Source organism: Aliiglaciecola lipolytica, assembly GCF_018860635.1.
Lineage (GTDB): Bacteria > Pseudomonadota > Gammaproteobacteria > Enterobacterales > Alteromonadaceae > Aliiglaciecola > Aliiglaciecola lipolytica_A.
The window spans coordinates 81,160-100,703 of sequence record NZ_JAHKPT010000032.1 but is presented as its reverse complement, the minus strand read 5'-3'; the positions used below and the strand labels follow the sequence as shown (position 1 = coordinate 100,703).

Genomic DNA, 19,544 nt, shown 5'->3' with positions numbered 1-19,544 from the left:
CGTTGCTCGACCCAGCCTCGTCTATGTTCATAACTTTGCCCCGTAAATTCATCTTCACCGCACAAAAACGAGCGACGAACACAACGGGAGACGCAATGATAATAGGACGTATCAATAAGACTAATTTGAGATTTTCGTGACTGAGGCATAACTAACCATCCATGGTTGTTGAGTAACTGTAAGCCTAGAACATCTAGAAAAAATTACCAAATAATCATGGATGTCCATTTTATATTCTTTATAACATCTCCGATAAATTGGTAATTGAATTGGTAATACAATCACTTGCGCGTTTGGTAATATAATTGTTAACAATTGGTTGATATATTGGTTTTCATTGAGTATATTGCTTTGTAACAATAAGGCAACATCATTATAACAAGCGATCCGCAACCATATGACCTCACAAAAACCATCGGAGAACTCGATATGTCGTTGATATCAGGGCACAACACAAAATTAATTTATCAAAAAGAGCTTTTTACACTTACACCTATTGCAAAATGGGTAAAAGCTGCAGTTTTTGCTTCTGTAGCTGGCTCATTTGCGTTTTCAGCAACAGCACAAAATGCACCTACTGAAAATGAAAACAATGCAGACGACGTCGAAGTTATTAATGTCGTTGGTACTCGAAAAACAATTCAAGACCAAATCGCCATCAAACGTGAGGCAACGACTGTTGTTGACGGTTTATCTGCTGAAGACATAGGTGACTTACCTGCACTTTCAATTGGTGAGGCATTGGAATCAATTACCGGTGCTGCATCTCACCGTGAAAACGGCGGAGCGACTGAAATCACGATTCGCGGATTAGGCCCCTTCTTAAGTGCGACCCATATTAATGGTCGTGAAGCGACAAACGGTAGTGGTGACCGTTCAGTTAACTTCTCTCAGTTCCCGTCAGAATTAATGAAGAAAGTAGCGATATATAAAACCCAAGACGCCTCTATGATTGAAGGTGGTGTTGCTGGTGTCATTACATTAGAAACTCTGAAACCGCTAGATTACGGAAAACAAAGTTTTCAGGCAGAAGCTAAACTTAACTACAACCCTGACGAAGCAGACATCGAAAATTCTCTACAAGGCGACTTAGGCTACCGTGGGACTATAAGTTATGTTGACCAGTTTGATTTTGATAACGGTGCAGCCGTAGGTATATCGGTGGGTTGGCAACGTCAAGATATCAGTCAGCCAGAAGCTGAATACCGTAGTTCCAGTCCTTCAGGTACCTCTTTGTGGGCTTGTTTAAATGATCCAACTAACATGAATGAAGGGTTTTTCCGTGGCGCAGCTGGTGATTGTGAAGACCAAGTTAGCGGCAGCAGTAACCAAGGTTACAACACAGAAATTGATCCAGAAACTGGCCGAGCAATCGATGCCGATACGCCTTATGCTTGGACTGGGTCCAGCCGTAGCTTCCGTCAAAATGAAACCTCAGATGAAAGAGATGCGTTGTTTTTTGCAGTACAATTTCAACCAACAGAAGCGTGGGACATCAACTTTGACGCGCAAATTTCAGATCGTAACCAAGCCGAAGCGCGTCACGATCTAATCTTCCTACAAAAACGTGTTACCCCTGGAGTAACTGGTGAAAACCTAATTACTAACAGTGTAGGTAGTATTTTACATTGGGAAGGTGAAGATCGTATTGAATCTGCTGGTGAGCAATTCTCTCGTGAAGAAAACTATCGTGGCTACGGTTTAAACGTTGAACATTATGTGAATGATCAATTAACCATTCGTGGCGATATTTCTTACTCGCAAACAAAACGTGAAGAATTACAAATATCTAACCGAGGTAGAACCGCTGCATACCAGTCTTTTTCTTGGGACATGGGTGAGCAAATTCCTAACTTTACTCTCTCCGATTTTGACGTGACCGATATTTCAAACTTTACTGACAGTCTACGTACTCGTCTTGACCGTGAAAACGTGCGCGAAAATGAAATCACCTCTGCCCGTGTTGATTTCGATTATGCATTAAATGATGGTGCCTTCACTAGCATACAAGGTGGTTTGCGTGTTTCTGAACTGTCTTTTATCCAATACGGTGGTAGCAATGGAAACGGTTCAAGAACTGAGGTTGAATTAGATGAAACCGCAGCTAACGCAATCGACGTCCTCGAAAGCTGCCAAATTAACTTTCCAGAGTCCGGCTTCTTATCGGGAGTTTCTGACGGTGATATTGTTACTAATGTAGATAGTGACGGTAATGTTATTAGCAGTGGCACGGGCAATTCATGGGCAACATATGACAACGTATGTTTCTCACAAGCACTCACCTCCGCTGGCGGTGTAGAATTTGGATACCCTGATGTAGAGTACGAAAATCAGGGCACTATCGATGTAACTGAAAAAACCACTGCGGCCTACATGATGGCTAACTACGACACTGAAATGATGGGTAAATTCATTCGTGGTAACTTCGGTGTGCGTGTAGTCAAAACAGAAGTCAGTTCCGTTGGTTTTAGACAAGGTTACGTCTTCACACAAGACCCATTAACAGACTTATGGAGCTCTTCAGAAGCGGGAGATATTACCCGTACTGTGGCAGAAAGTGATTACACCGAAGTATTACCTAGCTTCAACTTAGTGATTGATTACAGTGAAGACATTCTATTCAGAGCCGGCGTATATCGTGGTATGTCTCGCGTAGACCCAGCAGATCTGAGTTATGATCGCACGATTGAAACCGATGATGAAGCTGAAGCAGCAACACGAGAAGAATTGCTAACGGGCGTGGATGGCTCTGGTAACCCAAGCACTAAACCTCTAATGTCATGGAACTATGATGTGGCGGTAGAGTGGTATCCTAACGACGATTCAATTTTCGCGTTTGGTTTCTATTACAAACAATTTAACGGTGGTTTCCAACAACAAACCGTATTAGAAAACTTCGTAATTGACGGTGTAGAAGTTGGATTACCGATCACTAACTCTGTCACAACAGATGAAAGTAGTGACCTGTTTGGTATAGAGATGTCGTTAGCTTACCGTTGGGATAACGGCTTTGGTGTGAAGATTGGCTATAACTACGCAGACTCAGATTATGAGTTTGAAGATGGTCTATATGGAGACACCTTCGTCACAGATCTAGATGGAGTAACGACTCAGCTTACAGAAGGTATCGTTGAGCCAGGAAACGTACCTGGATTCTCTGAGCATGTATTCAGTGGTCAAGTGTATTACCAAATCGGAGACTTCGATACCGCGCTAATCTACAAGTATCGTAGCGAGTACTTTCAGCCGTACACAAGTAACGGTACTAGACTTCGTTTCGTTGATGAAGCTGGAGTTTGGGAAGCCCGCGCGTCATACAAAATCAATAAACATTTCCGTGTAAAAGTTTCTGCAATTAACTTGTTCAGTGAACCTAAGTCTCAGGACTTCTTCACGATAGGCAACACAGGTGAAGTGAACGACTACGGTCCGCGCTTATTCGCAGGTATTAGCTTTAAATATTAATCACGCACAATGCATAGTTAGGACATACCTAACAATTAATCAATTTTGTTACCTAACTATGCAATATAAAAGAATAATTTTCAGGAGTAGAAAGCATGTTTAAGAAAAAACTTATACCCCTTGTTGTCGCCACAGCCTTGGTTGGTTGTACCGGTGATGATAAGGCTGAGTTGGATGGCAATACTCGCGGAAGTGTCGCAATCTCCGGTAGTGATTTTTTTGCCGGTGCCACACTATCAGCAACGGTGACTGATGCAGATGGAATTGATGGCGAGATCACTTATGCCTGGTCTACAGGCGTAACTGGCGATACTTATACTATTACCGAAGCAGACGAAGGTACGGTTGTCTCTGTGTCTGCTAATTATACCGATAACGCAGGTTTCACTGAAGGCGTGGGTGCATCCACTCCGATGATAAACCCGACTTTAAATGTCACTGCTAACGTAGTGAAGGGCCCTGTAAGTGGCGCAAGCTGCGACATATTTGCAATAGATGATGATGGTGCGGCAGTCTCCCCTGCACAAGCCACCGCAACGACAGCAGATACAGGTGAAGTAACCTTTAGCGACGTTCATTTTGAAGGCTACGGTCTTGTTTCCTGTACTGGTGGTACTTATACCGACGAATCAACAGGTGAAATTTTAGATGCACCAATGCTAAGAGCTGTGGTGGATGTTGTTGAAAATATAATTGATGAGAATGGCGTGGTACAGCCACCACCTACCTATGTTGTCTCTCCTTTGACTGAAATGGCGGTGCAATCAGCAGGCGCTGATTTAAATAGTTTTGCTACTGTGATTGATGCGATTAATGCCCGTTTTGGCATTCGTTTTGATGTAACAGAAGTTGCGCCTACAACAGTGGGGGTCGATGCCCTTGGTGCAGATGGAGCAGATAATGCCGACAGATATGGTTCAGTATTAGCCCTTTTGTCACAGTTAGATGCTGACGATGCCGATAAAGATTTGGCTGCGATTTTAGCTGACCTTGTTGCTGACATCGCTGACGGTACCTATTCCGAAGCTACCTTAGATGCATTTGAAATGGCGCAAACCAACCTGCAAACTACCTCCGAAGTTGCGAGTGATGTTGACGTAAGTCTACTAGACGCAATCGGTGCAGCAGTTGGTTACAATAACGATCCTGTTGTAGCAATCATCGGTGGTGTATTGAGTGCTACTGTACAAAATACTGAAACTGACACTTATACAGCGTCGGCAACAGTCACAGATCCCAATTTTGAAGAAGACGCTTTCATTGCGCAAACAGACGTCGTACTTGATTATGGAACTTTCAGTATTACCGAAGATGGTGAATGGTCTTATACAGTTGATACCACAAATGACACAGTGGCTAGCCTTGAAGTAGGCAGCTCAGTCAACGATATCATCACTATATCAACCATTGATGGTACCACTGCCGATATCGACGTTCGTATTGCAGCGCTTACTCAAGTGGTTAAAATTTCCGATACCGGTGATGACACAGGTGAGATTAGATTTGCCGTGAATAATTTACGTCAAGGTAAGCTTAGCGCGTCGTTCTCTAAAGAAGCGGCACTTGGTAGCGATGGCAATAATAAAGATGCGTATATCTCACTTTATGGCTCATCTGGAAGTTCTAGTGAGTCGCTCATTGATTTACGTATTCAAGGAAGCCAAACTGACGCTGACGGCAATCCTATCGACCCACGCTTCTTAGTGCGTAACACCGATAGTGACGATTACCCCGGCATCATGATTACTGCCCCATTCGTGGAAGAGCAGTTTTATAATGTTGAAATTGCTTGGGATTTGGACGCTGCTGAACAATTAACAGTCACTATCGACGGTGAAGTTATCGGTGGTGGTTCTTTCTCAACAGCGGCCGTTGTTGATTCAGATTTCACAGATTTAGACCAATGGTTTGCAGATGGTGTGCAAGTTATCCAATTCAGATTTGGTGATAACAGCAGAACGATTCCTTTTGGTTCTTTCTATGTTGATAACATTGAAGTGTATTCCGACACAGATGGCACTGTAAGTGTATTTGAAGATGATTTTGAAAATTATGATGAAGGCGATACATTAAATGGTGACAGCAGCCTTTACGGTTTAGCTATCTACTCTGAAGTTGTAGTATTTGATGTAGGCGATGGCTCTGCAGAGCCTACTCCTGCAGCTTTCTTCGATTTGACAGCTACTGTTGCAAGCGATACCACTGTGCCCTTAACAGGTACTGTGAGCGTGATCGATCCAGATGCAGGTGAAGCCTTTATCATTGAATCCACGATTACAGGCACTTACGGCGTGCTGACAATACTAGAAGATGGTTCATGGACTTATACCCTTGATACTGCCGATCCAACAATCGCAGCCCTTGAAGTAGGCCAACGTGAAACCGATACCATTACCATTGAATCTGTCGATGGCACTACCGCGGAACTAGTCATCACTATAAACGGTACCATAGTGGTCGACACCGGCTCAGACAAGGCTGTTAGAATCACCGACTCTTCAACTGAAGATGCGGGCGAACTGCGCTATAAGCCTGATGAAGCTATTTTGAAAGGTAGAATGACCGCAACGATACAAAGAGAAGCGGGCGCTAAGGCTGAAGACCCATCTGAAGATGCACAAATAGCGATATTTGGCTCTAGTACCAGTACTAGTAACGCAATGGCATATATCTCACTAGATATTAGTGGTGATGATTACGACCTACGCGCTGATGGTTCTTCTAGTGGTGGCGGTTCTACTGCTGGTTTCCAAGAAGGTCAAGATATTGATTTCGAAATCTCTTGGGATGCAACATCGGCAAGTGACACTGTTGCGCCACTGGTTACTGTTACCATTGACGGTCAAGTCGCCTTTGAAGGTGAGTTCTCTTCACCCAGCGCAGATCTAGGTAGCGTGCAAGGCGGAGTTGAAACTATCTTCTTTAGAATCGGCGGCACCAGTGATGTAACCGCTTTTGGTTTGCTTGTTGATGACTTTACGGTTTACTCATCAGACTCAGGTTCAGAAGTTGAAGTATTTACTGACGATTTTGAAAGCTATACAGTTGGTAACTCGTTAGATCCTAATGCAGATACTGCTGACACTGCACCAATCGCAGATGCAATCGTTGAAGCCAGTACGCCATACGATAGCAACTCATTTGAAGCTTTTGTGGTGGAAACGGGTAGTACAGAGGAAAATAGTCAGTTTGCAATTATTACTGACTCCTCGTCTGAAGATGCAGGTGAGTTAAGATTTAAGCCTGATGATGCCATTGTAAAAGGCAGATTCACCGCGACGGTACAAAGAGAAGCCGGCGCTAAGGCTGAAGACCCATCTGAAGACGCACAAATAGCGATATTTGGCTCTAGTACCAGTACCAGTAATGCTATGGCATATATCTCGTTAGATATTAGTGGTGATGATTACGACCTACGCGCTGATGGTTCTTCTAGTGGTGGCGGTTCTACTGCTGGTTTCCAAGAAGGTCAAGATATTGATTTCGAAATCTCTTGGGATGCTTCAGCTGCAAGCGATACAGTTGCCCCATTGGTTACCGTAACCATTGACGGTCAAGTCGCCTTTGAAGGTGAGTTCTCTTCACCCAGCGCTGATTTAGGTAGCGTGCAAGGCGGGGTTGAAACAATCTTCTTTAGAATCGGCGGCACCAGTGATGTAACCGCTTTTGGTTTGATGGTTGATGATTTCAAAGTGTATTCATCAGACTCAGGTTCGGAAGTTGAAGTGTTTAGCGATAGTTTTGAAACCTATACAGTAGGTAATTCATTGGATCCTAATGCAGATACTGCTGACACTGCACCAATCGCAGGTGCAATCGTTGAAGCCAATACACCCTATGATAGCAACTCATTTGAAGTGGTAGTGGGAGAAAGATAAGTTATAAGGGTGGATAACCTCCACCCAAACTTTAAACATTTAAGAGACCGACGGCCCAACCGTCGGTCTTTTTTATTTGTGTAGCGAGTCAATCTCCCTTCTTACGGATACCAACCCATGGCACGGGGTTATTCATGGTCAGTTATTCATAGCTGTTAGGGGATTTCGCCCTAGGGCGTCAAAGCATCTTGGCGGGTTGTCTAGCACACTAAAAATTTATTCGATTTAACGGCTACATTGGAGTGAATAAGTGAAGAAAAATGTTAGATTGCAAACAAAAATGCCCTCATATTTCGAGGGCACTTTTAATCGTAAAATTTCAGTGTAATGGCCTTATCTAATTCCCTTACACACCTTATTTACTATGAACATCATTCACGTTCAACAACCGCATTGTGATAAACATGTTGAACATCGTCGCAGTCTTCTAGCATATCCATAAATTTATCAAACACAGCAACATCCTCACCACTGACGGTTGATTCTGTTTGTGGGATAAAGGTAATTTCTTCAGCCTCGAATTGAATTTCAGGATTGTCTTCGGTCAATGCTGTGCGAGTACTGTTGAATTCAGTATGGGGAGCGTAAACAGTAATAATACCATCTTCACACTCAACTTCTGTTACATCCACATCTGCTTCCATTAACACTTCTAAAACGGCATCTTCATCGTCGCCTGGAAACGCAAACACAGCTTGATGATCAAACATGTGGCCGACTGTTCCTTCAACTCCCAATTTTGAACCTGTTTTTGTAAAACAATTACGTACATCGGTGATCGTGCGATTATGATTATCGGTTAGACAATCAACTATCACCATGCAGCCACCAGGACCAAAACCTTCATATCTTGCAGGCACGTAATCTTCACCTGCACCACCGGCGGCTTTATCAATTGCTTTATCAATTACATGACTAGGAACTTGGTCTTTTTTAGCTTTATCAATTAATCTACGTAGCGATAAATTGGCCTGTGGATCGGTCCCACCGTTTTTAGCTACCACATAAATTTCTTTACCGTATTTAGAATAAACTTTAGTTTTTGCTCCGGCTGTTTTCGCCATAGCGACTTTACGAACTTCGAACTTTCTTCCCATTGTAATTCAGCTCTTCTTGTATCGATTTAATTTCTATTTAAACGAATTCTACCTAAAATCGAGGGTCTAGGGCAAATGTTGTGTCGCTAAATAGTCATGAGACTGCATTTCTTTAAGCCGACTTAAACAGCGTTTAAACTCAAAATTTAATTGTCCCTGACTGTATAATTGCTCCATTGGAACAGCTGCAGAAATAATTAACTTAACATTTCGTTCGTAAAATTCATCAACCATTGCAATGAATCGTCGCGCAACGTCATCAATTTCCTTGCCCATTTGTTCAACATTAGCCAACAGCACTGTGTGGTAACATTGACTTAATTCCATGTAATCATTTTGGCTACGGGGACCGTCACATAGGGCGCGAAATTCAAACATCACTATTCCATCCGCGTCTTTAATCGAAGGGATTTTGCGTCCTTCAATTTCAATATCCCGTTTAATACCCCCTATTTCAGGTGCTAGTTGTGCGAAGTACTTATCTAAGTTTTGATTAGCAGCTTTATCTAATGGATAGTGAAATATCTCGGCCTGTTCCAAGGTGCGCATTCGATAATCCACACCGGAGTCTACATTCACTATTCGACAATTTTGGTTTATCAATTCAATCGCAGGTAAGAATCTAGCCCGTTGTAAGCCATTACGATAAAGCTCATCAGGAATGATATTGGAAGTGGCCACTAAACAAATTCCGCGAGCAAAGAGTTCTTGCATCAAAGTACCTAAAATCATCGCATCAGTGATATCTGACACAAAAAATTCATCAAAACAGATGACTTTGGTTTCTTTTGCAAAAATATTCGCAACAATCTTTAACGGGTCGCTTTCTCCACCAAGGGATTTTAGTTCTTCGTGTACACGATGCATAAATCGATGAAAGTGAATACGCATTTTATTTTTGAACGGTAAACACTCGTAAAACGTGTCCACTAAGTATGTTTTGCCGCGCCCTACACCACCCCAGAAATATAGCCCTTGGATACTCGGCTTATGCATCCCTTTACCAAATTTACTGGCAAGCTTTACTCTCCAAGTGCGTTTCTTTTGGGGCTGTGTTAGCTCATCAAATAGTCGTTGTAATTCTTTTACCGCGTTCTCTTGAGCGGCATCGAAATGAAATTCAGGCTCTTTAAGGTCCTGTTGGTATTTTTCCCAAGGCGTTTTCATATACATCCGCTAATATTAAAAATTGTTACTAAATCATCTTGAACAAAAAAAAATTGTCCGCATAGTTTGCTAAGCGAGTATGATTAAGTAAAGCATTTATACAATTTGGAGACATTATGGACTGGATAGTAGGGTTATTGCTATTGGTTGTAGGCATGATTTTAGGATTTTTTATCTCAAAATTCTTTGCTGATCGAAAATTAGCGGATCAAAATTCGAAACAAAACGAAAATACAGTTAGGGAAGTGATGGCGCAAAACGCCACTGATCACATTGGTCAAACTCGCGATATCGTAACGGCTTTACAAAATCAGTGTGAGAGTTTATCAGAACAACTTGATGCATTTGAAAGTGCGATTGAGAGAACACAGGCAGATGATGGTGAAAAGTTAACTTACTTTGGTGAACAGGCATCGGTATATATCGGTCATCAACAATCTAAGCATAAACGCAAATCTGAAAATACTGAATTTCAACCCAAAGACTTTTCAGGTGAAAGGACTGGACTGTTTACTGACGCAAAAAATAAGCAAGTCGTCGACGAGAAGTAATTAAATCTGAACTTTGCGCACCATTGTACGGTCATTTGATTCAAGAACCTGAACTAGGGATAAGCAGGGTAACTCGATAATGGTATTTTGTGTCTAGCGTCGTTGTGTCTTCCAGTAATAGTTCACTATTAACTAAGAAAACTGACTTCGCTTTATACATCAAATTCATCATCGAGCGCATATCCACTTTTCGAGTTATTAAGCAATAGCGCAGATTGTTAAGCACAATGTGTGATTGATAAACGCTTCTTATCCCGAGTTTAGGTTAACTACATTAATTTGATTTTTAGTAGAATACTTTGGAGACAAATCTACGATGAAAAAAGTTGTTAATCGTTTCATACTTACCACCGCTATTGTTGTTGGAGCAGCGTCCATCGCTATGTCGGCCAACGCCGCGTTACCATTTTTTTCTTCCGACAAAAATGAAGTGCCGACCTTGGCTCCGATGCTAGAGGAAACCACTCCAGCTATCGTCAGTATCGCAGTAGAAGGCACGCAAGTTTCAAGGCAACGTGTGCCTGAAATGTTTCGTCATTTTTTTGGTGGTTCAGATGAACAAGTTCAAGAACGACCTTTTAAAGGATTAGGCTCTGGGGTCATCATTGATGCCAAAAAAGGCTACGTAGTGACTAATAATCATGTAGTCGACAACGCCAACGAAATTACTGTCAAACTAACAGATGGTAGAGAGTTAAAGGCCAAAAAACTCGGTGCTGATGAGCAAAGTGATATCGCCTTGCTTCAAATTGAAGCTGAAGATTTACAAGCCGTTCCATTGGCAAACTCTGATAAATTGCGAGTTGGCGATTTTGTTGTAGCCATTGGTAACCCTTTTGGTCTAAATCAAACAGTGACCTCAGGTATCGTCAGTGCATTAGGGCGTTCTGGTTTAAATATTGGTGGTTACGAGGACTTCATTCAAACTGATGCGGCCATTAACCGAGGTAATTCTGGTGGTGCATTAGTTAACCTTCGTGGTGAGTTAATTGGTATCAATACCGCTATTTTCGGACCAAACGGTGGCAACGTAGGTATCGGTTTTGCGATTCCGAGCAACATGATGAAAAGCCTAGTAGATCAAATTATTGAGTTTGGTGAGGTTCGTCGTGGCTTACTGGGTGTTATTGGTCAAGATGTAGATGCTGGATTGGCAGATGCGATGAACCTTGACGTCAATAAAGGTGCCTTCGTGAGTGAAGTTAGCCCAGATTCAGCAGCCGAAAAAGGTGGCATAGAATCAGGCGATATTATCACTCATATCAACGGTTTGGCGGTTAGCAGCTTCCAGGAATTACGCGCCAAAATAGGCACTATGGGTGCTGGTTCTGAAGTTGAATTAACGATTATGCGTAAAGGCAAATCTCGTAACATTGACGTCACTCTTGGTGATGCTACTGGCGCAGTGGTTGCTGCCCGAGAAATCCACCCGGCTTTGGAAGGAGCAACCTTAACTAATGGTAAAACCGTGCGCGGTAACGATGGTGTGGTTATCTCCGAAATACAAAACCGCTCACCTGCAGCCAGTATTGGTTTGCAAGATGGCGATGTGATAGTCGGTGTTAATAGAGCCAGAGTAACTACAGTAGCTGACTTACGCAGACAAATGGACGAAGCACAGGGTGTAATAGCATTAAATGTTCAACGTGGTAAGACCTCGTTGTATTTAGTAATTCGATAGTTTATTAACCGTTTTAAGCATAACAGCCAACAAATCTGCGGCTGTTATGCTTTTATCCACCTTAGATACCTACCATCAATGATTATTCAGTGTTACTCTTAATAATCAGTCGTTTAACTTGATCTACCACGTGAAAATACCAGTCTGGCTCCAGTTTTTAACAAAATCCGTCGCTTTGGGATTAATTATCTCAGCGCTTATATTAGCATTAGTGCCAGAACTAAGACGTGGCAGTGGCTTGAGCTTTGATGTGTTTAATCGCAGCGAAGCAGAGCCTGAAAAACAAAGTTATTACGACGCAATAAGTCGCTCAGCCCCCGCAGTGGTTAATATATACAGCAGTAGTATTGATATTGTTCGACGTCGGCAAGTAAATCGCACTAGTCTAGGCTCAGGTGTGATAATGACCCAAAGCGGCTACATCCTCACCTGCTGGCATGTTATCCAAAATGCTGAAAGCACTATTGTAGGACTTCCAGACGGACGCCGTGTTACTGCTGAACTTGCGGGATATGATGAACTTACCGACCTAGCAGTGTTAAAAATTACAGCCGATAATTTACAAGTTATTCCGCAAATTGAAGATCCGCAAATTCGCGTCGGTGATGTGGTTTTAGCCATAGGTAACCCATTGAATATTGGCCAGACCATTACCCAAGGCATCATTAGTCGTTCGGGCCACACCATTACCCAAAATTTCAGAGAGTTTATTCAAACCGATGCGGTAATGCATGAAGGTAACTCTGGCGGCGCTTTGGTCGATAGCAACGGCGTTTTAATTGGTATTAATAACGCCAACTTCAAAACTTTGGATAGTCAACGCAGAGTGATTGATGTGAACGGCATCTTTTTCGCGGTACCTTACACATTGGCTCGTCGAGTCATGGATGAAATCATCGAAAATGGTAAGGCAACTCATGGACAACTTGGTTTTACTGGTGGTATCGATCCTAATCTAGCCGGCATAGTTGTTACCAACGTTGCCCCTGGAGGCCCTGCTGAATTGGCAGGTTTACAACAATACGATATCATTTTATCGATGAATCAAGTTGAGTTAGAAACATTGGATCAAACTTTCGACATGATTGCGAAAAGCCGCCCTGGTGAGCAATTAGATTTGTCGATATCTCGCAATGGTAAAGTTATCAATATTAAAGTGACGGTTGGCGAAGCTAGCACTTAACAGAAATTCAGTTATTGAAGTTAGTAAGGAAGTTTTAAACTATGGAAAATCCCTATAGCGCACCGAAAAGCGACATGGGCCAATCGTTATCCACTGACAGCACCTCAATCTTTTCACCGAATCAGATAACCTTAGGCGCTTTTATCGGTGGTCCTCTGGCCGCAGTATACTTTTTATATCAGAATTTTTCTGCTTTGAATCAGTTCGATAAAGCTCAACAAACCCTACGATGGGGGTTATCTTTGTGCTTGGTTTTTATCTGCTTATTGCCGATTATTCCTGAGAACTTCCCAAATACAGTTATTCCTATTGTCTATTGTATTGTTGCCCGTCAGATAGCTGAAAAACACCAGTGCAGTAAACAACAAATAATCGAAAGTGATTTGTTTAGATTTCAATCCAATTGGCGAGTTTTGGTTATTACTGTTACTGCACTAATACTGTTAATGGTATTGGTCATACCGGTGATTTTCGCGTTTGAAATGTTCAGCGCCTAACGTGGTTAACTGATACGTTGTATGTTGGCGCCCAATTTGGTCAATTTAGTCTCGATATGCTCGTAACCACGATCTAAATGATAAATTCGATCGACTATGGTTTCGCCTTTAGCGACTAAGCCGGCAATAATCAAGCTGGCAGAAGCCCGCAAATCAGTTGCCATTACTTGTGCCCCAGTAAGCTGCTCTACTCCTTCACAAACCGCGTTATTGGTTTCTAGGGATATTTTAGCGCCCATCCGCTGTAACTCTGGTACATGCATGAATCGGTTTTCAAATATAGTTTCAGTCACTACACCAGTACCGTCGGCCACACAATTTAACGCCATAAATTGCGCTTGCATATCCGTTGGAAATCCAGGATGAGGAGCGGTTTTAATATTGACACTTTTAGGGCGTTTACCATGCATATTCAATGACACCCAGTCTTCACCAGTTTCAATATCAGCTCCGGCCTGAGTTAATTTAGTCAGCACAGCATCTAGGGTATGTGGTGCAGCATTCGTACAGCGGATATTTCCCCCTGTTACTGCCGCAGCAACTAAAAAGGTCCCAGTCTCTATTCGGTCTGGTAAAACCCGATAGTGACAGCCTTGAAGACGTTTAACGCCGACAATTTTAATACTGTCGGTACCCGCTCCTGTGATTTTCGCTCCCATGCGATTTAAACAATTGGCTAAATCTACAATCTCAGGTTCTCGTGCGGCATTTTCCAACACGGTTTGACCATCAGCCAATGTCGCCGCCATCATCAAATTTTCAGTCGCGCCAACGCTGACAATATCCATGAAGATATGCGCTCCTTTGAGACGCCCATCGACTTCAGCACGCACATATCCCGCATCGACGCTGATCTTAGCGCCCATCTGTTTTAAGCCTTCAAGATGCAAATTCACAGGACGAGCACCTATGGCGCAACCTCCAGGTAAAGATACGTTGGCTTTACCATACTTGGCTAACAAAGGGCCAAGCACAAGAATTGATGCGCGCATGGTTTTTACCAACTCATAAGAGGCGGTCATATTGTTAATCTTACTCGGGTCCAATTCTAACTCTTGGTTATCATGACGTTGCGCTTTTACGCCCAAACCACCCAGCAATTTGATGCTAGTGTTGATGTCCCTAAGGTGCGGAACATTGTCAAAAAAACAAGAAGAGTCCGCCAAAATACACGACATTAATATTGGTAGCGCGGCGTTTTTCGCACCGGATATCACCACATCCCCATGCAACGCAGGGCTGGTATTTATACTAAGTTTATCCATGATGCGCGAAGTTATTGGGGCACATTGAACATACGTTCACGTTGCCATTGCTTTTCGGAAAAGGTTTTTATGGAAATAGCGTGCATAGTGCCATCGGCAATTTGCTCTTTTAACGGGCCATAAATAAATTGCTGCTTTTTAACTCGACTCATGCTTTCAAATTTATCGCTTACAGCAATAATTTGAAAATGGGAGCCTTCACTAGTTACATGAACTTCGGCTAATTCCAACTGCTCTTTTAGCAGATCTGCTATTTGTTGATTATCCATTTGTACTCTTTCGATTGATAAATTTCGGCTATTGTATCGACAAAATAGTGCTAACGTTGCTTAAATTGGCAAGTTTTATTAATCCTTCAGGCAAGTTAAGCAATTCTAGAGGCACATTTTCCGATTTACAGTTTTTCGATAGCCGCATAACCCAGGCCAATCCAGCTGTATCAACCTGATTCACTCCGGCAAAATCGACCTGTAGTGTTGATGCGTTTGTCTTACAGGTTTGAATGTCACTTTGTTGTTGCGGCCAACACTTCATTACCGTATCGCGATTTAAATCACCTTTTAAATAAAAGGCGCCGCTATTACTTGTTGTAACTTTAATCGCGTTTGATTGCTCAGCCACTTAAGCCTCTTTCTTTTCAAGCGAAATAGGTTGTTCTATTTTCTCACGCATTAACTCAATGACTTTGTCGATGCCTTGTTGACGTAAAATGCTTTCGAATTCACTTTGTTTCGAAGACAACATACTGATTCCCTCAGCAACCATATCGTAAGCTTTCCATTCGTTGGTTTTTCTGTCTTTTCTAACTTTAAACGCAATCTTAATGTCTGGACGTTTTCCGTCTTTTACTATGGCTCGAACTGTCACGCTGCGCTCATCTTCAAAATCAGACTCAGGCTCGAACTCTACAGTTTGGTCGTCGTAATAGCCCATAGCCACTGCATAAGTGGTGACCAGGTATTCTCTAAAAACAGCAACGAATTCTTGTAGTTGCGCCTTTTCAGCTTTAGTAACGTATTTACCTAATACCTTGAACGCAGAAAACTTATAGTCAACATGGGGTAACAATTCTTCTTTCATGATCACCCGCAATACTTCCGGATCTTCAGAAATTTTTTGCTTTTCACGTTTGATGCGGTCAAAAGTCTGAGACGCAACATCTTTTACCATGCTGTATGGGTTAGTCTCATCAATGGTTTGCCCGTGAGCATTTAAACCAATCGTCAACAATGCGATTGACGCTATCTTTATTAAAAACCTGTTTCTCATAATTTTTCCCAACGAGATTGGCAGCTTAGTCACTGCCTTTACTAAATAAAAATTGACCTATTAGATCTTCTAAAACGAGCGCTGATTTGGTGTCGGCAATATAGTCACCATCAGCTAGATTTTCGATATCATCGATAGTGAACCCCGGTTGAAATCCCACATACTGCTCGCCCAATAAACCAGAGGTTAAAATCGATGCTGAACTGGTTTCTGGAAATTGGTTATAGGTAGTAGAAATACTCAAGGTAACTACGGGTGTAAAGTCTTTTGGATCCAATTTAATTTTCTCGACTCGACCAATCACAACGCCGCCCACTTTTACCGAAGAACGCTCTTTTAAACCACCAATGTTGTCAAACTTGGCATACAGGGTATAAGTATCTCCCTGCCCCACAGAACCTCGACTGGCTACGTTTAGTGCTAACATTAGTGAGGCTGCAATCGCCATTGCAACAAACAATCCAACTAATACTTCAACTTTCCTTGATGTCATGCTCAATTCCTCACTCTATTCCAAACATAATTGCGGTTAAAACGAAATCTAATCCAAGTACAGCCAATGATGAATACACTACGGTTTGTGTTGTCGCTGCACTTATTCCTTCCGAAGTAGGCACTGAGTCGTATCCTTTGAAGATAGCGATCCAGGTGATCACAAACGCAAAGAAAACACTTTTAATGACACCATTCATCACGTCTTCGTTCCATTCAACGGTAGACTGCATGATTGACCAGTAACTTCCCACGTCAACACCAAGCCATTCAACACCAACTAAGTGTCCACCTAAAATACCTACCGCACTAAAAATCATAGTCAACATCGGCATTGATATTAAACCAGCCCAGAGCCTAGGAGCGACTACTCGACGTAGCGGATCAACGGCCATCATTTCTAAACTACTCAGTTGTTCTGTGGCTTTCATCAAACCGATTTCAGCGGTTAACGCCGAACCAGCGCGGCCAGCAAACAGCAATGCTGTAACAACAGGTCCTAGCTCTCGTAAAATAGACAAGGCAACCATAGGGCCTAAGCTACCTTCAGCACCATAATCAACTAAAATAGTATAGCCTTGCAGCGCCATAACCATGCCAATAAACAAACCAGAAACGATAATAATGGAAAGTGACTGCACACCAACCACGTAAACTTGTTTTATCGTCAATGAGATATTTTTAATTTGAGGGGCAGCTAACACTGCTCCCATAAGCATACCGGTCGCTCGCCCAATGGCTGCAAATCGATCAAGTGTTGATTGTCCAAGTTTTGCTAACCAATCCACTAACTCACTCCTAAAAATTCTTGCTCCAGCGATTTCGCTGGATAGTGGAATGGCACAGGTCCATCTGCTTCACCACGTAAAAATTGTTGCACTAACGCTGAGTCGCTTTGCTTAATTTCCTCAGGAGTCCCTGAGCCAATAATTTTCTTTTCGGCCAGAATGTAAACATGATCGGCGATACTCATCACTTCTTTTACATCGTGGGTTACCACCACACTGGTCAAATTCAACGCGTTATTTAATTCTTTAATCAGTTTAACCAGTACACCCATAGATATCGGATCTTGTCCGGCAAAGGGTTCATCGTACAAAATCAACTCAGGATCTAATGCAATAGCCCGAGCAAGCGCTGCTCGACGCGCCATTCCGCCAGATAATTCACTGGGCATTAAATTGACTGCACCGCGCAGCCCTACCGCTTGAAGTTTTAATAAAACAATGGTTTTAATTAAATCCTCAGACAAGTTACTGTGTTCACGCAAAGGATATGCAATGTTGTCGAAAACACTGATATCTGTAAATAAAGCACCACTTTGGAACAACATACTCATCTGACGGCGAACATGAAATAATCGTTTACGGCTCATTCCTGGAATGGATTCACCACGAAATTGAATATCACCACTGTTGGGGCGCAACTGCCCACCAATCAGTTTTAAAAGCGTTGTTTTACCGATCCCACTAGGACCCATTATTGCCGTGGTTTTCCCTTCTGGTATGTGTAACGAAATATTGTCGTAAATTACACGGTTACCACGTTTAAAGGTCAAACTATCTATTTCTATTAAATTTTTCACCGAAACTCCGAGTGGCCTGGCTGAGTAGACACGACAAACACCTAAAATGTTTCAACCGATGCGACGATTTGAGGCCATTTTATCGTTTTTCAAGGTTAATAAACAATTATTCCACTCAAAATGACCAAAATTAATCACGCTATTTAAATGAATGATAACAGTATAGATTATGGGGCGTTATTGACTAACTGCTTCGATTTGTAACAAAGCGTAACGCAAAACGAATTGTATCTGTTGTTGTGGCTATAATATTTTAGATAACACCTATTCAGCCTTGATATAAATTGATAGGTCACAATATCTTGATCAAAGATTGTAAATACAAAGTAAAGGTCCGTTTAGATAAGTAAAATTATGGCTTATCTGAGACGATAAATTATTATTGTAAAGTCATTAGGAATTACATATGTATTTTGCGATAATCATATCATTGTTTTTTAAAGAAATAGTCAAGTGATATTAGAAATCCTTATTTTTATAGCCGGTCTAGCTGTTCTTAGCTGGAGCGCCGACAAATTTGTTTATGGAGCCTCAGCACTCGCCACCAACATTGGCGTTTCGCCCATGGTTATTGGGTTAACAATAGTTGCCATGGGCTCATCTGCGCCTGAAATAGTTGTCTCAGCGACAGCATCTTTAAATAATAACCCTGATACCGCTGTCGGAAATGCCATTGGTTCTAATATTACTAATATTGCCTTGGTACTGGGTATAACCGCGATATTAAAGCCATTGATGGTTTCAAGCAGTACGATTAAGCGCGAACTTCCTGTTCTGTTATCTGTGACTTTGTTGGCCGTTTACTTTTTAGCAGATGGTCATTTAAGCTTTATTGAAGGTTTAGTGTTAATCGCTTTATTTGTGTTTACTATTGGGGGGTTAACCTGGATATCTCTAAGTGCTGAAAAAAATGATCCATTGCACACAGAAACCGCCGATGAAATTCCCCGCGATGTACCGCCATCAAAAGCTATTTTTTGGGTTGTTTTAGGGCTTATCTTCCTCCCCTTGAGCGCGCACTTCATGGTTGACTCTGCTGTTCATATCGCAAGATACTTGGGAATGAGTGAATTACTTATTGGGTTAACCATTATAGCGCTCGGTACTAGTTTACCGGAATTGGCAGCCTGTATAGCCGGAGTATTGAAAGGCGAAGACGATCTCGTATTAGGCAATATCATTGGTTCAAACATTTTCAATATTCTTGCCGTATTGGCTATGCCTGGACTTATATCCCCAGGAATAATAGACGAAAATGTCGCCAATCGAGATATGTACGCCATGTTATTCGTGACCGTCTTACTTATTTTATTTAGTTTTAATATCCGAGGCACAAGGCAAATAAACCGTTGGGAAGGTGTAGCCTTCGTCGTTTGTTATCTAGCCTATTGCGCATTCTTGTTTATTTAAATAA

The 19,544-nt window shown here is 42.1% G+C and carries 17 protein-coding genes; 7 read left to right on the top strand and 10 right to left on the bottom strand.

Annotated features, from left to right (window positions below; genetic code table 11):
- Positions 1-149: Type I secretion system protein TolC (locus KO530_RS17475; RefSeq protein WP_216049456.1), on the bottom strand; the 149-nt coding region annotated here is incomplete at its 3' end.
- Between the two features lie 280 nt (positions 150-429).
- Between KO530_RS17475 and KO530_RS17470 the strand changes: the two genes are divergently transcribed.
- The gene (locus tag KO530_RS17470) at positions 430-3,465 is read left to right on the top strand and encodes a TonB-dependent receptor (protein ID WP_216049741.1); all 3,036 of its coding nucleotides are present in this window, start codon (positions 430-432) and stop codon (positions 3,463-3,465) included.
- A 95-nt stretch (positions 3,466-3,560) separates the two neighbouring features.
- A complete protein-coding gene (locus tag KO530_RS17465; protein WP_216049740.1) occupies positions 3,561-7,343 on the top strand; it encodes a VCBS domain-containing protein in 3,783 nt (1,260 codons plus the stop codon).
- A gap of 371 nt (positions 7,344-7,714) precedes the next feature.
- Here the strand turns inward: KO530_RS17465 and KO530_RS17460 are convergent, their stop codons facing one another.
- On the bottom strand, positions 7,715-8,440 hold the full coding sequence (locus KO530_RS17460; protein WP_216049739.1) for a YebC/PmpR family DNA-binding transcriptional regulator: 726 nt from the start codon (positions 8,438-8,440) through the stop codon (positions 7,715-7,717).
- Positions 8,441-8,506: 66 nt separating this feature from the next.
- The gene (gene zapE, locus KO530_RS17455; protein WP_216049738.1) at positions 8,507-9,613 is read right to left on the bottom strand and encodes a cell division protein ZapE; all 1,107 of its coding nucleotides are present in this window, start codon (positions 9,611-9,613) and stop codon (positions 8,507-8,509) included.
- A gap of 110 nt (positions 9,614-9,723) precedes the next feature.
- On the opposite strand from zapE, the gene KO530_RS17450 reads away from it, so the two are divergent.
- From KO530_RS17450 to KO530_RS17435, 4 genes are all read left to right on the top strand, one after another.
- Entirely contained in the window at positions 9,724-10,158 is a 435-nt protein-coding gene (locus KO530_RS17450) for a ZapG family protein (protein ID WP_216049737.1), read from the top strand.
- A gap of 316 nt (positions 10,159-10,474) precedes the next feature.
- Positions 10,475-11,839 (top strand): DegQ family serine endoprotease, encoded by a 1,365-nt coding sequence (locus KO530_RS17445; protein WP_216049736.1) that lies wholly within the window; start codon positions 10,475-10,477, stop codon positions 11,837-11,839.
- A 136-nt stretch (positions 11,840-11,975) separates the two neighbouring features.
- Positions 11,976-13,022 (top strand): trypsin-like peptidase domain-containing protein, encoded by a 1,047-nt coding sequence (locus tag KO530_RS17440; protein WP_303501252.1) that lies wholly within the window; start codon positions 11,976-11,978, stop codon positions 13,020-13,022.
- Positions 13,023-13,063: 41 nt separating this feature from the next.
- Positions 13,064-13,519, top strand: a complete 456-nt coding sequence (locus KO530_RS17435) for a hypothetical protein (protein ID WP_216049735.1) — start codon at positions 13,064-13,066, stop codon at positions 13,517-13,519.
- 5 nt (positions 13,520-13,524) lie between these two features.
- Here KO530_RS17435 and murA read toward each other — a convergent pair whose 3' ends face one another.
- Genes murA through KO530_RS17400 form a run of 7 tightly spaced genes read right to left on the bottom strand, consistent with a single transcriptional unit; the run spans position 13,525 to position 18,130 of the window.
- Positions 13,525-14,784 carry a UDP-N-acetylglucosamine 1-carboxyvinyltransferase gene (gene murA / locus KO530_RS17430; RefSeq protein WP_216049734.1) on the bottom strand — a complete coding sequence of 420 codons (1,260 nt, stop codon included), beginning with the start codon at positions 14,782-14,784 and terminating at the stop codon, positions 13,525-13,527.
- A gap of 11 nt (positions 14,785-14,795) precedes the next feature.
- On the bottom strand, positions 14,796-15,053 hold the full coding sequence (locus tag KO530_RS17425; RefSeq protein ID WP_216049733.1) for a BolA family protein: 258 nt from the start codon (positions 15,051-15,053) through the stop codon (positions 14,796-14,798).
- 28 nt (positions 15,054-15,081) lie between these two features.
- Complete coding sequence (locus tag KO530_RS17420; RefSeq protein ID WP_216049732.1) at positions 15,082-15,405, bottom strand: STAS domain-containing protein; 324 nt, start codon at positions 15,403-15,405, stop codon at positions 15,082-15,084.
- A complete protein-coding gene (locus KO530_RS17415) occupies positions 15,406-16,053 on the bottom strand; it encodes an ABC transporter substrate-binding protein (protein WP_216049731.1) in 648 nt (215 codons plus the stop codon).
- A 25-nt stretch (positions 16,054-16,078) separates the two neighbouring features.
- Positions 16,079-16,546, bottom strand: coding sequence for an outer membrane lipid asymmetry maintenance protein MlaD (gene mlaD, locus KO530_RS17410; RefSeq protein ID WP_216049730.1), 468 nt, complete (start codon positions 16,544-16,546; stop codon positions 16,079-16,081).
- 10 nt (positions 16,547-16,556) lie between these two features.
- Entirely contained in the window at positions 16,557-17,333 is a 777-nt protein-coding gene (gene mlaE / locus KO530_RS17405) for a lipid asymmetry maintenance ABC transporter permease subunit MlaE (RefSeq protein WP_216049729.1), read from the bottom strand.
- The gene (locus tag KO530_RS17400; RefSeq protein WP_216049728.1) at positions 17,333-18,130 is read right to left on the bottom strand and encodes an ATP-binding cassette domain-containing protein; all 798 of its coding nucleotides are present in this window, start codon (positions 18,128-18,130) and stop codon (positions 17,333-17,335) included. Before KO530_RS17400 ends, mlaE begins: the two co-directional genes overlap by 1 nt.
- A gap of 453 nt (positions 18,131-18,583) precedes the next feature.
- Between KO530_RS17400 and KO530_RS17395 the strand changes: the two genes are divergently transcribed.
- Positions 18,584-19,540 (top strand): calcium/sodium antiporter, encoded by a 957-nt coding sequence (locus KO530_RS17395; protein ID WP_216049727.1) that lies wholly within the window; start codon positions 18,584-18,586, stop codon positions 19,538-19,540.
- The last annotated feature ends 4 nt before the right edge of the window (positions 19,541-19,544 follow it).

Excerpts from the sequence above, each read along its gene's own strand:
- murA (WP_216049734.1), bottom strand. The coding sequence starts at position 14,784 with ATGGATAAACTTAGTATAAATACCAGCCCTGCGTTGCATGGGGATGTG.
- KO530_RS17465 (WP_216049740.1), top strand. The coding sequence starts at position 3,561 with ATGTTTAAGAAAAAACTTATACCCCTTGTTGTCGCCACAGCCTTGGTT.
- KO530_RS17460 (WP_216049739.1), bottom strand. The coding sequence starts at position 8,440 with ATGGGAAGAAAGTTCGAAGTTCGTAAAGTCGCTATGGCGAAAACAGCC.
- KO530_RS17470 (WP_216049741.1), top strand. The coding sequence starts at position 430 with ATGTCGTTGATATCAGGGCACAACACAAAATTAATTTATCAAAAAGAG.
- KO530_RS17450 (WP_216049737.1), top strand. The coding sequence starts at position 9,724 with ATGGACTGGATAGTAGGGTTATTGCTATTGGTTGTAGGCATGATTTTA.
- KO530_RS17415 (WP_216049731.1), bottom strand. The coding sequence starts at position 16,053 with ATGAGAAACAGGTTTTTAATAAAGATAGCGTCAATCGCATTGTTGACG.
- KO530_RS17425 (WP_216049733.1), bottom strand. The coding sequence starts at position 15,053 with ATGGATAATCAACAAATAGCAGATCTGCTAAAAGAGCAGTTGGAATTA.
- zapE (WP_216049738.1), bottom strand. The coding sequence starts at position 9,613 with ATGTATATGAAAACGCCTTGGGAAAAATACCAACAGGACCTTAAAGAG.
- KO530_RS17435 (WP_216049735.1), top strand. The coding sequence starts at position 13,064 with ATGGAAAATCCCTATAGCGCACCGAAAAGCGACATGGGCCAATCGTTA.
- KO530_RS17445 (WP_216049736.1), top strand. The coding sequence starts at position 10,475 with ATGAAAAAAGTTGTTAATCGTTTCATACTTACCACCGCTATTGTTGTT.
- mlaD (WP_216049730.1), bottom strand. The coding sequence starts at position 16,546 with ATGACATCAAGGAAAGTTGAAGTATTAGTTGGATTGTTTGTTGCAATG.